Genomic DNA, 15,027 nt, shown 5'->3' on the forward strand with positions numbered 1-15,027 from the left:
GGCCCGTTTCCTACAGGAGACGGGCCGTTTTTTTGTGCCTGTGATTCCTCATTCACCGCAGTCCCTGTAGGAGTGAGCCTGCTCGCGATAGCGGTCTGACATTCAACATTGATGTCATATGACACAACGCCATCGCGAGCAGGCTCACTCCTACAGGGATCTGCTGTGGGGTTGAGGGATTTGTCTGTAGTCGTTTGCGCCAATTTTCTGTGGGTTTTTCGACAACAGAAGTAGGGCAAATCTGATTTTTCCGTCCCCCACTCAACACCCCTTGCCCCTCATGCAGAATCGCCCGCCCTCACTCTGCAGAGACACATCGGATGTTCGCGCCTGCCAATCAACCGCGTTTCACGTTGACCCTCGAAGGCGCCCAAATTGACCTCAAAGTCCTTGAGTTCACGGGCAAGGAAGCCATCAGCCAACCCTTTCGTTTTGAGCTGGAACTGGTCAGTGAACGACCCGATCTGGATCTCGAAAGCCTGCTGCACTGTCAGGCGTTTCTGAGCTTTGACGCTGACGGTTCCGGCGTTCACGGTCAGATTTATCAGGTCGGGCAGGGCGATTCCGAGAAACGTCTGACGCGCTATCACCTCAGCCTGGTCCCGCGTCTGACGTACCTCGGGCACCGGATCAATCAGCGTATTTTTCAGCATCTCAGCGTTCCGCAAATCGTTGAGCAAATCCTCAAGGATCACTCGATCCTGCGCGATGCCTTCGAATTTCGCCTCGGCAGCGATTACCCGGTGCGTGAGTATTGCGTGCAGTACGGTGAGAGTGATCTGGCGTTCATCCAGCGTCTGTGTGCGGAAGTCGGCATCCATTATCACTTTCAGCACAGCCTCGAAGGGCACTTGTTGGTGTTCGGTGACGACCAGACCGTTTTCCCCAAGCTCGCCGAGCCGACCTTGTATCTGCCCGGCAGCGGCATGCTCGGTGCGGCGCCGGCGATCAAGCGTTTCAACGTTCGCGTGGAAACCCGTACCAGCGTGGTCACCCGGCGCGACTACAACTTCGTAAAACCGCGTCTGCAACTGGAAAGTCGTATCGACAGTGAGCAGCGCCCGGTGTTGGAGGATTATCACTTTCCCGGCCAATTCAAAGATCGTGAAACCGGCAAACACCTCGCCCAGCGCGCACTTGAACGGCATGTCGCCGACTACCGTCAGGCTGAGGGCCTTAGCGACGAATCCTCCTTGGTGTGCGGACATTTCCTGCAACTGGCCGACCATCCGCGCCAAGACTGGAATGACCTGTGGTTGCTGACTGCCGTCGAGCACCATGGCCGACAGCCGCAAGTGCTGGAAGAAACGGCGACCAGCGATGGGGAAGGTTTCCAGGGTTACCGTAATACCTTTCTCGCCACGCCGTGGGACGTGTTCTTTCGTCCGGCGCTGGGCCCGGAAAAACCGCGCATGCCCGGTTATCAACCGGCCGTCGTCACCGGCCCGAAAGACATGGAAATCCATTGCGACGAGTACGGTCGGGTCAAGGTGCAACTGGCCTGGGATCGTGATGGTGAGTTGAACGAGCATTCCAGTTGCTGGCTGCGTGTCGCCAGCGGCTGGGCCCACGACGGTTATGGCAGCGTGCTGATTCCGCGAGTCGGCATGGAGGTGTTGGTCGGTTTCATCGACGCCGATGCAGACAAACCGTTGGTTATGGGTTGCCTGCCAAATGCTGCGACGCCAGTACCGCTGGATCTGCCCGCCGACAAAACCCGCAGCATCTTCCGCAGCCAGAGCAGTCCCGGTGGTGGCGGCTACAACGAGCTGCGCATCGAGGATCGCAAAGGCGCCGAGGAAATCTACCTGCGCGCCCAGCGCAATTGGACGCAGCACGTGCTGCACGATCAACAAGTGCAAGTGGATAACCAGCGCAGCATCGTCGTCACCGGCCTTGCTCGCCATGAGTTGAAAGCCGATGAGCAGCGCATCACCCACGGACAGCGCCAGATCGAGGTGAAGCAGGATGATCACCTGACCGTGATCGGTGATCAGCATGTTCGCGTGAGCAGTCAGGCGCTTAACGCCAGTGCGCTAATCCACATCAGCGCTGGCCAGCAAGTGGTCATTGATGGCGGCGCGAGTGCAACGATTCAGGCGGGCGGGCAGTGGATCAACATCGGCCCCGGCGGGATTTTCAGCAGCGTGCCGATTGTCGTGGGTGGCGCGCCGATGGCGGCGATGAGTGCAGCACCGGTCGTGCCGGGACTGCCGGAGAAACTGGCCGCAGCGTCGGCGGCGATGCTCACGGCGGCGCAAATCATGAGCCTGAAAGGTGATGCGCCATTCTGCGAAGAGTGTGAGCGGTGCAAGGATGGCATCTGCCCGACACCAAGTGGGTTGACCCAATCCCCAAAGTCCTCAGCCCGGCCGGCGCCTTCCAGCGTTGAGCCGGGCTTTCATATTGTTGAACAGGGAATGTCTCGGTCTGCACTGGAATCGACACTGTTCCCGCAGCCGGATCCGGCCGTGCTGGAGAAATTCCGCAGTCTGAATCCGCAGCTCAGCCAATACGCCAAACCTGGGCAACTGATCGTTCTGAGCGATCCGCGTAATACGCAATGCACTCGGGAAGAGGCGTTATTGATGGAGGCGGCGCAGAAAGTTGATGCAGCGTTGGCGCCAATGAGTGACTCGGAGGCCGAGTTTATGGCTCGGCATCATGGGGAGATTGAGTCGTTTTTATCGCAGGGTTCGACTGGGGTGGGGATCGGTTCGGCGATGTTTGGTAGTCATCTTAAGAAACTCGCCGAGACTTTGGGTGAGTTGGAGGTTTTGCATAAACAGACGTTCGACAAGCATGGCAAGCTGCAGGGGGCGGATTTCTTTGCCACGCGCAAACAGTTGATGACGCAACTTGATAACAGTTTAAGTCCCTTGGTGCGTAAAACAGTCGGTTTGCCCAATCATCCGAGTCTGAGGAGTGCGCTAGGTATTTCTAGTCGCAGCCTCGTCCATCACTGGAGCAAGGCTGGTACTTCAGCCGGGATTCCTGGATATGCGACGCATATTGATGGCGTCAGCAAGGCTAGCAAGGTTATGAAACTGGGTGGCTGGATTGGAATTGGTTTAGGTGCGGGTGCTGCCGGGTTCAAGATTAAAGATACTTGTCGCGCAGGAACGGAGGAGGCATGCAGGAGGGCCAAGTTCACTGAGGCCGGGAAATTGGGCGGTAATGTTGCCGGTGGATGGGGCGGCGCAATGATAGGTGGCTCCGCTTGCGCAGTCATCGGTATAGGTACTGTCGGGGTCGGTGGAGTTGCTTGTGGTCTCGCTTTGACAGGCGTGGGTGCATTGGCCGGGGGCGAGGGTGGTGCTCTATTCGGTGAGTGGGTGGGTGAATTGTTATATGAGACTGCGCAATGAAAATAGCACTGAATGAAGTTTATGTATGTGTGGTTTTGGCATTGGCTGCATTGTTTGTCTTATGCTTGGCTCTGATGTTCTATCTTGCATATTGTCGAATTAAAGAGATATTGGGCTATTTAAATAATTCTCCTGCTGTAATCGGTAGATCAATGCGTTTGAGTCTTGATCCACTCTCGCGATTGGCACTCCTCGGGCATATCAGCATGATGCTAATCATTCCTCGTCGCTCAATAAGAAAGCAGATCCTGAACGCTCGAGATTACGAACGGTTTCCACGCGGTTTGAAGGCATTAATCAGATTTTGTAACTATTCTATGTGGTTGCTGGCTGCGCTTATGGTGGTTATGTATGTTTTGTATCGCTGACTTTTACACATGACTGATGATGACGAAATTTGGTTTGTCTTGACGTTTGGTGCTTTATTTTTAGGACTGGGGCTTGTATCTTTTTTTGGTCACGTTTGTTTGTATTTTTTTAAGATGCAGAGAATTCTGGATCTTCTTGGTAGATCCAGTGGAGTTTGGGTCACTAAGTCTTTTTCATTTTTCGGTGCTTATTTTGTCTTGATTTGTATAGGTTCTTTCATGCTCTTTCCATCTTTGGCCATTAGGGGTGGCGCTTTGGATAAGGACGACTATCTGAATTTTCCCCGTGAATTAATGATGGCTGTTCGTATTTGTTATCTTTCTGCGCTCGGGGGAGGTGGAGCAATGATTGTGCTTTTGGCTGGTTGTAAGTATATGGGTTGGATTGAATGATTTTGTAAAACTGAAGAAAGAGACGGGTTCCTCTGTTTTGAATTTGATTGATTAAGTGCATAGATATTTGTTTGGGATCGAACTCTATTGGATGTGATGTATTGGTGAACTGGGGCTAGAGGCGACTTTATGCAGGGCAATAGCAGCAAAGAATGGCTACAAATCCACCCTCTTAACAGCACCGAGAAACTCTTTGCCATTTTCAGCAACGCGAGCGATTCCGAGCCGCTCAAGGCTTGGCAGGTATCAGCGAAAGCTCAAGCACCGAACCCGATCTGGGCGGACACTATTTACGCCGAGTGGGACGTGGTGATGCCTTATGTGGGAATTGTCGCTGCGGACAGTGAGTTTCTGGATTGGGTGGCGACTACTGAGTCTCTTGATTGGGGCTGGCTGGCGGTTTCTTCGGCGAGCCTTGAAGTGGTGGTTGAGCATTTTCGCAGCTTGACTCAGGTACTGATGCCGAACGGGAAAACGGTGTTTTTTCGATTCTGGGATGGACGTTTTCTGTTGCCGATTCTGCAGTCTGAGGCAGTGGATTCGGCACAACTGTTGCCCGTAATCTCACGCGGTTTGATCAATGGTCAGGCCTTTGATATCGGTGGCGTGGCGCAGTTTTCTGGACGGGTTTTTCCTTGGTGGAAGGTGCCGGATTCGGTGTTGGTTTCGACGGGTGACGAAGTCAGGGTCAGCAATACTCTGCAGTGGCTGAGCGAGGAGCATCCGCCAATTTTCGAAGCGTTTCCCGAGCCGGTTTTGCGTTGCAAGGTCAGGCAGTTTTTTCAGGTTTCGGTGTCGGAAGATTCGTCGCAATTAGCATTGTTGGCCTATTTGCGGGACGAAGATAAGTAAAATTTCCGGGCGAAGGCGTCGGACGTTTCCTTCGAGTTGCGGCGGTTTCCATGAACTGGTGGGCGGTGGGTTGCAGGGATAGTCTTTTGGCTGTCACCGCAAATTCGGTGGCAGGGCGTGGAAGCCTTTTTATCGTTAGGCGCATGAAGCACCACCAGGCAGGCATTCTTTGCTCTCTGTTTTTATGGTGGCTGTGCGCGGGGCGCTTTCGAGTGCGCCGGGTGCCTAACGTCCCGGTCTTCCACACCTGCGTACAGCCGCCACCTATTGCGTGGAAGTAAAAGTGGCGGCTCCAGTTCATACGTTAGGAGTCAGTCCATTGAAAAATTTAAAACCCGATCCACCCTACAAAAAAATCACTCCCCATCCCGACAACCGCTTCATGGCCCTGACCAGCAACTGCAGCGACATGCCCACGCTGTTCGTCGACACTCATGCGCCGCTCGACATCCTCATGGACGCCGCCAACTACCGCCTCCGCGCCGTCGCCCAAGTGCTGGAAAACATGTGCATGCGCGGCTCGATCGAGTGCGACTCCGTCATCCTCAGCGATTTCGCCATGCTGTGTGTGATTCCGCTACGTGATGGCTGTGATGTGCTGGATGTCATCGGTAAGCGGTTGAGTGCGGGGTCTTAAAATCAAAGCCCCTCACCCTAGCCCTCTCCCAAAGGGAGAGGGGACTGACCGAGTCGGCTGGGTGATCTACGCCGACTTGCGCCTTCAGCGGCGAATTTGGCTTGGCCAAGCCTGGATACGAGTTGTTCTTACAGGGGACTGACCGAGTCGGCCGGGTGAGGTACGCCGATTTGCGACTTCAGTGATGAACCTGGCTTGGCCAAGCCTGAGTTCGCGCTGATCTTTCAGGTCGACATAAGCCGCAAGATCACCTTAATCAGTCCCCTCTACCTCTGGGAGAGGGCTAGGGTGAGGGCGCGCATTTGTCCGCTCAGCCGCCAACCCCTGACTTGCCGCGCGGTAAAAGGTAAACTTTGCGCCCTTCGCAGGAGCAGCCATGAATTATCGTCACGCCTTCCATGCCGGCAATCACGCCGATGTGTTCAAACACCTGACTTTGACCCGCCTCATCGCCCTGATGTCGCGCAAGGAGCAGCCGTTTGCCTATCTCGACAGCCACGCCGGCATTGGTCTGTATGACTTGCAGGGCGATCAGGCGAATCGCACCGGCGAGTACCTGGAAGGCATCGCGCGCTTGTGGGATCAGCCGGATCTGCCGGCGCTGACCGCCGACTACATGAAAGTGCTGCACGAGATGAATCCGGATGGCCAGTTGCGCTACTACCCGGGTTCGCCGGAGCTGGCGCGGCGTCTGACGCGGCCGCAGGATCGGGTGATGCTCAACGAGAAGCACCCGGAAGACGGCGTGCTGCTCAAGGACAACATGGCCGGTGATCGTCGGGTGAAAGTACACCTCGGCGAGGGTTGGCATGTGGCGCGGGCGATGTTGCCGGTGCAGGAGAAGCGCGCGGTGATGCTGATTGATCCGCCGTTCGAACAGCTTGATGAGATGCAGCGTTGCGCGGCGTCGTTGAAAGAGGCCATTGGCCGCATGCGCCAAACGGTGGCGGCTATCTGGTATCCGGTGAAAGACCAGCGTGCGCTGCGTCGTTTCTATCAGGATCTGGCCGGGAGCGGCGCGCCGAAGCTGTTGCGTGTGGAGTTGCTGGTGCATCCGCTGGATACGCCGAACAGTCTGAACGGCTCCGGAATGGCGATTGCCAATCCGCCGTGGGGGCTGGAGGAAGAATTGCGTGAGTTGCTGCCGTGGTTGTCGAAGAAACTGGGGCAGACTCAGGGTGGCTGGCAGATGGATTGGTTGATTGCCGAGAGCTGATCAACGGCAAGATCAAAAGATCGCAGCCTGCGGCAGCTCCTACAGGGGGTGGGGTCGTCCACAAATGTGCGGACGATCACTGATCTCCTGTAGGAGCTGCCGAAGGCTGCGATCTTTTGCTTTCAGGCTTTAATTACCCGCCAAACTTGGTGGCATGCACACGCCGGTGCCGCCAATCCCGCAGTAACCCTCAGGATTCTTCGCCAGATACTGCTGGTGATACGTCTCGGCGAAGTACACGGTCGGCGCCTGTTCGATCTCGGTGCTGATTTCACCCAGGCCAGCCTTCGACAATTCAGCCTGATAGACCGCTTTGCTCTTCAGCGCCGCGTCCAGATGCTCTGGCGAAGTCGCGTAGATCACCGAGCGGTACTGTGTGCCGATGTCGTTGCCCTGACGCATGCCTTGCGTCGGGTTGTGCAGTTCCCAAAACATCGCCAGCAGCTCTTCGTAGCTGACTTTATCCTTGTCGAACACCACCAGCACCACTTCGGAGTGGCCGGTCAGGCCCGAGCAGACTTCTTCGTAAGTCGGGTTCGGGGTGAAGCCGCCAGCGTAACCGACGACCGTGCTAACCACGCCTTCGCGCTGCCAGAAACGGCGTTCTGCACCCCAGAAGCAACCGAGACCGAAGATCGCAAAATCGACGTCCTGGAAAAACGGGCCGAGCAGCGGGGTGTCTTCAAACACGAAGTGTTTTTCAGGCAGGGTCATCGCGGTTTCGCGGCCGGGCAGAGCTTGTTCTTTGGTTGGAAGCACGTTTTTGTTCACCAGAATTTCCGAGCGCAGAACCATGATCAGTCCTCTCAGTCAGGTTGGATGTAAAAAGTCAGACCGCCAGTGTGCCCAATGATGCCCGACTTCGCACTATCAAAACTGTGGGAGCGGGCTTGCTCGCGAAGGCGGTGTGTCAGGTTAGAGAAATATTGACTGATGCAACGCATTCGCGAGCAAGCCCGCTCCCACAGGAGGAATTCATCCATAGAGAGGGTGGCGGGGGTTAGAGGGCGAGCGGGCCGCGCGGGTAGCGCTTGAGCGCCTGGATCAGTTCGCCGCCGGGGATCGGGCGGTCGAACAGGTAACCCTGACCAACGTCGCAGCGATGGCGACGGAGAAACGCCAGTTGCTCGGCGGTCTCGATGCCTTCCGCCACAACCTTGAGTTTCAGGTTGTGCGCCATGGCGATCACCGCTGAGGTGATTTCCATGTCGTCCTGGTTGTCGGGGATTTCGTGGATAAAGCTGCGATCGATCTTGATGATGTCGATCGGGAATTTCTTCAAATAGCTCAGCGACGAATAACCAGTACCGAAGTCATCCATGGCCAAGGTCAGGCCCAGACGCTTGAGCTGATCGAGCTGCAAGTGTGTGTCTTCAGTGGCTTCCAGCAGCAAACCTTCGGTCAGTTCCAGTTCGAGCAGATGGGCCGGCAGCGCTTCTTCCTTGAGGATGTTGGCGATGGAGGCGACCAGATCCGGGTCAGAAAACTGTTTCGGCGAGAGGTTGATCGCCACTTGCAGATTGCCCATGCCGGCAGCGGTCAGCGCTTTGCTCATGCGGCAAGCCTGACGCGCGATCCACTTGCCGATCGGAATGATCAGGCCGGTCTCTTCGGCAACGCTGATGAACTGATCCGGGCGGATCATCCCGCGTTCCGGGTGATTCCAGCGCAGAAGCGCTTCCATGCCCAGCAAGCGACCGCTGCGCAGGCACAACTTGGGCTGGTAGAACACGTCCAGCTCGTTCTGGGTGAGGGCGCGGCGCAGGTTGTTCTCGACGAACAGTTTGTAGCTGGCCTCGGCATTCAGCGCTTCGGTGAAGACTTGCACCTGGTGTTTGCCGTTGGCCTTGGCCTTATGCAGAGCAAGACCGGCGTTACGCATCAGGGTTTGCGGGTCGCGGCCGTGCAACGGCGCGCAAGCCAGACCGACCGAGCCGGTGACGCTGATCAACTGGTTGTCGACGAACATCGGTTTATCCAGCGTCGCCAACAATTGGTTGGCGATCTGCTGACCGGTCGCCAGATCGGTGTCGTCGAGCAGTACGGCAAATTCGTTACTGGCGAATCGCGCGAGGCTGCCACTCGGGCTCAAGCTGTTGCGCAGACGCCGGGCCAGACTGATCAGCAGTTTGTCGCCGGTCTGGTGGCCGAGGCTGTCGTTGATGCGCTTGAAGTTGTCGATGTCGACCAGCAACAGGCTGATCGGGGTATCGCTATCCCGGGCGAAGCGTTCGTCCAGATTGCGGATAAACGCCGGGCGGTTACCGAGGTTGGTCAGGTTGTCGGTGTAGGCCAGGCGCTCGATGCGCTGTTGCGCGAGCTTGGTCTGGGTGATGTCTTCGTAAATGCCGATGTAGTGGGTCAGCTCACGGTTGTCGCCGTAGACCTTGGAGATCGACAACTGGCCCCAGTACGGTTCGAGGTTTTTCCGGCGGCTCTTGAATTCGCCCTGCCAACTGTTGCTCTTGGCCAGTGCGGAAGGGGCATCGAACAGCAGCTCGCTAAGGTTTTCCAAGGCTGGCAGCTCGGACAGTCGCTGGCCGTGGACTTCCTCGGTGGTGTACTGGGTGATCGCGGTGAAGCTCGGGTTGACGTACTCGACCACGCCGTCGCAATTGACCAGCAAAAACGCGTTGGCGCTTTGCTCGACCGCACGCTGGAACAGGTGCAGGGCGCTGGTGGCGGTGCGGCGGTTGTGGTTGTTGATGACTTGCGCGAACTGGTCGGCCAACTCGCCGGCGAAAGCGATTTCATCGGACTGCCAGGCGCGAGTGACGCCGGTCTGCTCCAGGCATAACACGCCGACGACCTGGCCATCGACACGAATGCTGGCGTCGAGCATCGCGTTGACGTCGCGCGGGCGCAGGGCTTCGGCCATTTCGCGGGTACGCGGGTCACGCATCGCGTTGTGCGCATCGATGGCGCGGCTGCTCTGCAACGCTTCCATGTAATCGGGGAAGGTGCTGACGTCGATCACGTCCGGCAGGATGTATTCCTGCGTCGTACGGTGGTACGCCGAGATCGGCACCAGTTGCTGGCCTTCGAGGTTCCACAGGCTGGCGCAGTCGATTTCATAGATATCGCAGGCGCAGCGGGTGATCAGTTCGGCGGCTTCCTGCAAGGAATTGTGCGTGCTGTAGCGCTGACGGGCGAGCAGCAAAATCAAATCCTGCTGGGCGCGGACACGCTCCAGATGCAGCAGTTGTTCCTGCTGCGCGCGCTGGTTCAGTTCGAGGGCGATTTGCAGGCGCGAGTTCTGGGTTTCGAGATCGACCGAGGGTTGCAGCGGCGCATCGTCGAAGACGTCATCGACCGCCAGCAGATAGCCGCGCAGCAGGTGACGATTGTGTTGTTTGTAGGCTTCGCCCAGTTCAAGAATATTCAGCGCGCCGGCCGGGGTGTGAAGGGTGTAACGCACCAGATAATGCGGGCTGGCGCCGAGTTGTTGCTGGATCGCGTCGTGCAGTTGATAGCGCGCTTCCGGCTCCATCAGGCTGGCGTAAGGCGAGCCGACCAGAGCGCACAGCTCGACAGCAGGCTGGCCGAACTGGCGTTCGCAATTCGGATCGAGAAAGAGCATCGCCCAACTGGCTTCATTCAAGCGCTCGAAACGCAGCATGCCGAGCCGCGAGGGCACAGGCAACTGCGTCACTACCTCGGCCACCATACGGCTGGCGGCATCGGGTTGGCTCTTCATGAAAGGAACTCGCTTGGAAATATGCTGAACGCGCCGGGCTCTCGCCCTCTTAAACGTTGCCTGCGGCAAGGTTGCATCATTGCAGCACTGACTGACAAGAGTGATGAAGGCCAAGTGCTATAAGAATATGTCGGCTGGAGTGAACATTTCTCCAGCGTCTATTTGAAAACAGCAAAAGATCGCAGCCAGCGTACGCATTTGCAGGGAAATACGATCCCTGTAGGAGCTGCCGAAGGCTGCGATCTTTTAAGGTTTAGCGCAGATCAATCGCAATCGACTGCAACGGCTTCCCATCGCGATCATGGTAATTCACCACAATCCGCTCAGCCTCGACCACCATGTGCGCGAAGTTATCCTGACTGATCACCTCGCTGGTCAACTCATGCACATAATCGCCCGCCGCCGTGCGCACCAGCGGCTGATCGAGGATGAAAGTGGATGCCTTGGCATACGGCAGCAGTTTGCTGTTGCACAGCGGCGATGACACCACGGTGTGCACTTCGAAATCAGGATCTTCACTGTGGGTCAGGCGCGCAGTCATCGAGCCGTGCACGTCGCCGGAAATGAAGATGACATTGCTGATCCGCCGGGTACGAATGGTTTCCAGCAAGCGCAGACGCTGCTCCGGAAAAGCTTTCCATGCATCTTCGCCAAGGCCTTTGCCGTCCGGGTAGAACATCACGCTGGTGACCACGAATTTGACCCGCGCCGTGCTGTTGATCAGCCAGTCCAGCAGCGCTTGCTCCTGTTCGTCGTCGAGGATGCGTCGATCATTGGCCGACAAGTTGCGTCGGGTGCGGCTATCGGTGACAAACCATTCGAGATCGCCGTCGCTGAATTGATACCAGTAATGCTGGATAGATGAATGATCAACTTGGCCGTTAGTTGCCGAAGAACAGACCGGGCTATGGCTGGCTTGATACAGTTCATAGGCTTTGGTGGCGTTGTTATATAACGCGTCGTCACCTGCTTCGGCATTCGCCGGCCAGTTGTCCTCGATTTCATGGTCATCGAGAATCATATACGTCGAAGTTTCCGACATTAAGCGCTTTATGTTGGGTTGCGAAAACGCTGCGCGGTACTTTGCGAGAATATCTTTGTATTCGTGATCAGGCGCAATCAAGTTGAGATCGTCGACATAGATCTGATCGCCGGTCATCAACATTGCACTGATGGGTGGTTGTATCCCCTCAATCAATTGACGGATTGAAGCAAAGATCCGGTCACCGAACTGCGGTAATACCGCAACCCCTGCCGTCATGCGCAGGTAACGGCACGAACCAACGATGTAGGCGCGCGGCTGCAATGGTTCGCCGGAGCGGGTGCGAAAACGGTGAGTCTCGCGTGGCCACTGCAGCGGCAGTTCGGCGACACTGTCGACGGTGTGTACCGGACTCATCGGGCTGAACCAGCCGGTTTGATATTCGTACTCGGTGTTTTCAAGTAAGTTGTGAAGTGCGATCACATTGGACATGTCGCGAGATTCGTCGAGTTTGGCAAAAATGCCTTTAGTCCATTGTGGCGTGTCGCTGGCCCGATAACGAATGCCGGCGAACACCTGAAGATCTTTTTGAAACTCGCCGCGAATAAATATCCGCGCCTGGTTAGTTGTAACGTGGCCAATAATCGGGCCGATAGTCGGTTTTAACATGTTCGAATCCATTCGAATGAGTGTCAGATAAAACTAAAAGGTATTTTGACTGTGCTGTGCTGTGCCAAGACTAGTTGGCGTTTGGATAAAAAGATCGGCACTAAGCTGACTCGGGCTGTAGCCGATGTCAGCGCAATGTGTGGGAAAAGTATAAGAGACGAATTTCAGGCAAAAAAAAGCCCCGTCAAACTGACGGGGTTGAGGTACGAGCGTGTGGCGCTCGAAAACGTGAAACACAAGCGGCCCTCCATTGCTGGAGGGCCACTTGGGATTACAGCAGGATGGTGCGGATGTCCGCCAGCAGGCTGCCCAGGCGCTGGGTGAAGCGTGCGGCAGCGGCGCCGTTGATCACACGGTGATCGTAGGACAACGACAGCGGCAGCATCAGTTTCGGCTGGAAGGCTTTGCCGTCCCAGACTGGCTGAATGGTTGCCTTGGAAACACCGAGAATCGCCACTTCCGGCGCGTTGACGATCGGCGTGAAGCCGGTGCCGCCAATGTGGCCGAGGCTGGAAATGGTGAAGCAGGCGCCTTGCATGTCGTCAGCGGTGAGCTTCTTGTCGCGGGCTTTGGCGGCCAGCGCAGCGGCTTCGGCTGCCAGTTGCAGCAGGCTCTTCTGGTCGACGTTCTTGATGACCGGTACCAGCAGGCCATCCGGGGTGTCGACGGCGAAGCCGATGTTGATGTACTTCTTGCGGATGATCGCTTTGCCGCTTGGTGCCAGCGAACTGTTGAAGTCCGGCAGCTCCTTGAGCATGTGCGCGCACGACTTGAGCAGCAGCGGCAGGATGGTCAGCTTGACGCCAGCCTTCTCTGCAACGGCTTTCTGCGCCACGCGGAACGCTTCCAGCTCGGTGATATCAGCCGAATCGAACTGAGTCACGTGCGGGATGTTCAGCCAGCTGCGGTGCAGGCTCGACGCGCCGATCTGCATCAGGCGAGTCATCGGCACTTCTTCGATTTCGCCGAAACGGCTGAAGTCGACGACCGGAATCGGCGGGATGCCCGCGCCACCGGTTGCGCCCGCTGCAGCGGCCGGGGCTTCCTTGGCCTTCTGCATCATCGCTTTGACGTAAACCTGCACGTCTTCTTTCAAGATACGACCGTGCGGGCCACTGGCGCCGACAGCGTTCAGCTCGACGCCGAACTCACGGGCCAGTTGACGCACGGCTGGGCCGGCGTGAACTTTCGCGCCCGGCTTGGCCGGTGCGGCGGCTGGAGCTGCAGCAGGTGCAGCGGCAGCCGGAGCAGCAGGTGCCGGAGCGCTCGGAGCAGCAGCGGCGGCAGCTGGCGCCGGAGCAGCAGCAGGGGCCGCGCCTTTGACTTTCAGCTTCAGAATCAGGTCGCCGGTACCGACTTCGTCATCCAGCTTGATGGAAACGCTTTCCACCACGCCAGCGGCAGGCGATGGAATTTCCATGCTCGCCTTGTCGGATTCCAGGGTGATCAGCGACTGGTCGGCTTCAACGCTGTCGCCAGCCTTGACCAACACTTCGATGATCTTGGCTTTGCCAGCCGAGCCGATGTCCGGAACGTGGATGTCCTGAACGCTGTCAGCAACCGGAGCTGCTGGCGCGGCTGCCGGAGCAGGCGCTGCGGCAGCGGCCGGAGCAGCAGCCTGAGCCGGAGCGGCCGCAGCAGGGGCCGCAGCACCCGCCACTTCCAGATCCAGAATCAGGTCGCCAGTGCCGACTTCGTCGTTGAGCTTGACGCTGATGGCCTTGACCACGCCAGCGGCAGGCGACGGGATTTCCATGCTCGCCTTGTCGGATTCCAGCGTGATCAGCGATTGGTCAGCTTCGACGGTGTCGCCGACCTTGACCTGAATCTCGATGATCTGTGCCTTGCCCGAAGAACCGATGTCCGGCACGTGCACTTGCTGAACCGAAGCGGCAGCAGGGGCAGCGGCTGGCGCGGCAGCAGCAGGAGCGGCGGCCGGTTTTTCTTCAGCCTTTTTAGCCGGTGCAGCAGCCGGAGCAGGGGCCGCTTCAGCGGCGCCCTCGACTTCCAGCTCAAGCAGTTCGTCGCCTTCTTTCAGACGGTCGCCCAGCTTCACTTTCAGGCTTTTGATGACGCCGGCTTTCGGGGCCGGCACTTCCATGCTGGCCTTGTCCGATTCCAGGGTCAGGATGCTCTGGTCGGCTTCGATACGGTCGCCGACCTTCACAAACAGTTCAATTACTTCACCTTCACCGCTGCCGATGTCAGGTACGCGAATGAGTTCGCTCACAAAATGTCTCCTCAGCAGTCCAGTGGGTTGCGTTTTTCCGGGTCGATGCCGAACTTGGTGATGGCTTCAGCCACAACCTTAGGTTCGATATCACCACGGTCAGCCAGTGCTTCCAGGGCTGCCAACACCACGAAATGACGGTCAACTTCGAAGAAATGACGCAGTTTCTTGCGGCTGTCGCTGCGGCCGAAACCGTCGGTGCCGAGGACTTTGAATTCCTTCGACGGTACCCACTGACGGATCTGCTCGGCGAACAGCTTCATGTAGTCGGTAGAGGCGATGACCGGACCTTTACGGCCGTTCAGGCACTCTTCGACGTAGCTCAGCTTAGGCTTCTGGCCCGGCTTCAGACGGTTGCTGCGCTCGACAGCGAGGCCGTCGCGACGCAGTTCGTTGAAGCTGGTAACGCTCCACACGTCAGCGCCAACGTTGAACTCTTCACGCAGGATCTTCGCCGCTTCACGGACTTCACGCAGGATGGTGCCGGAGCCCATCAGCTGTACGTGGTGCGCCGCATCGCGGGTGTCTTCTTCGAGCAGGTACATGCCTTTCTTGATGCCTTCTTCGGCTCCGGGCGGCATGGCTGGCTGCTGGTACGAGTCGTTCATGACGGTG

General features: G+C 57.3%; 10 protein-coding genes and 1 pseudogene. 6 read left to right on the top strand and 5 right to left on the bottom strand.

Annotated features, from left to right (window positions below; translation table 11 throughout):
* Positions 1-320: 320 nt before the first annotated feature.
* The 6 genes and pseudogenes from ACIOMO_RS23455 to ACIOMO_RS23480 all read left to right on the top strand — a co-directional run.
* Positions 321-2,327, top strand: a pseudogene (locus ACIOMO_RS23455) (type VI secretion system tip protein VgrG); the annotation flags it as partial.
* A gap of 1,037 nt (positions 2,328-3,364) precedes the next feature.
* Positions 3,365-3,736 carry a hypothetical protein gene (locus ACIOMO_RS23460; RefSeq protein WP_401243850.1) on the top strand — a complete coding sequence of 124 codons (372 nt, stop codon included), beginning with the start codon at positions 3,365-3,367 and terminating at the stop codon, positions 3,734-3,736.
* 9 nt (positions 3,737-3,745) lie between these two features.
* A complete protein-coding gene (locus ACIOMO_RS23465) occupies positions 3,746-4,129 on the top strand; it encodes a hypothetical protein (protein ID WP_401243852.1) in 384 nt (127 codons plus the stop codon).
* Between the two features lie 129 nt (positions 4,130-4,258).
* A complete protein-coding gene (locus ACIOMO_RS23470) occupies positions 4,259-4,981 on the top strand; it encodes a DUF4123 domain-containing protein (RefSeq protein WP_401243854.1) in 723 nt (240 codons plus the stop codon).
* Positions 4,982-5,300: 319 nt separating this feature from the next.
* On the top strand, positions 5,301-5,618 hold the full coding sequence (locus ACIOMO_RS23475) for a hypothetical protein (protein WP_401243856.1): 318 nt from the start codon (positions 5,301-5,303) through the stop codon (positions 5,616-5,618).
* A 376-nt stretch (positions 5,619-5,994) separates the two neighbouring features.
* Positions 5,995-6,834, top strand: a complete 840-nt coding sequence (locus tag ACIOMO_RS23480; RefSeq protein ID WP_053116708.1) for a 23S rRNA (adenine(2030)-N(6))-methyltransferase RlmJ — start codon at positions 5,995-5,997, stop codon at positions 6,832-6,834.
* Between the two features lie 129 nt (positions 6,835-6,963).
* Here ACIOMO_RS23480 and msrA read toward each other — a convergent pair whose 3' ends face one another.
* The 5 genes from msrA to ACIOMO_RS23505 form a co-directional block, all read right to left on the bottom strand.
* Positions 6,964-7,629 (bottom strand): peptide-methionine (S)-S-oxide reductase MsrA, encoded by a 666-nt coding sequence (msrA, locus tag ACIOMO_RS23485; protein WP_053116709.1) that lies wholly within the window; start codon positions 7,627-7,629, stop codon positions 6,964-6,966.
* 205 nt (positions 7,630-7,834) lie between these two features.
* The gene (locus ACIOMO_RS23490) at positions 7,835-10,531 is read right to left on the bottom strand and encodes a bifunctional diguanylate cyclase/phosphodiesterase (RefSeq protein ID WP_053116710.1); all 2,697 of its coding nucleotides are present in this window, start codon (positions 10,529-10,531) and stop codon (positions 7,835-7,837) included.
* 253 nt (positions 10,532-10,784) lie between these two features.
* Complete coding sequence (locus ACIOMO_RS23495; protein ID WP_401243859.1) at positions 10,785-12,182, bottom strand: alkaline phosphatase D family protein; 1,398 nt, start codon at positions 12,180-12,182, stop codon at positions 10,785-10,787.
* A gap of 271 nt (positions 12,183-12,453) precedes the next feature.
* Positions 12,454-14,412 carry a dihydrolipoyllysine-residue acetyltransferase gene (aceF, locus tag ACIOMO_RS23500; RefSeq protein WP_401243861.1) on the bottom strand — a complete coding sequence of 653 codons (1,959 nt, stop codon included), beginning with the start codon at positions 14,410-14,412 and terminating at the stop codon, positions 12,454-12,456.
* 11 nt (positions 14,413-14,423) lie between these two features.
* Positions 14,424-15,027: transketolase-like TK C-terminal-containing protein (locus ACIOMO_RS23505; RefSeq protein WP_401243863.1), on the bottom strand; the 604-nt coding region annotated here is incomplete at its 5' end.

Origin of the sequence: Pseudomonas sp. NPDC087804 (assembly GCF_044742965.1) — a bacterium.
GTDB lineage: Bacteria > Pseudomonadota > Gammaproteobacteria > Pseudomonadales > Pseudomonadaceae > Aquipseudomonas > Aquipseudomonas rustica.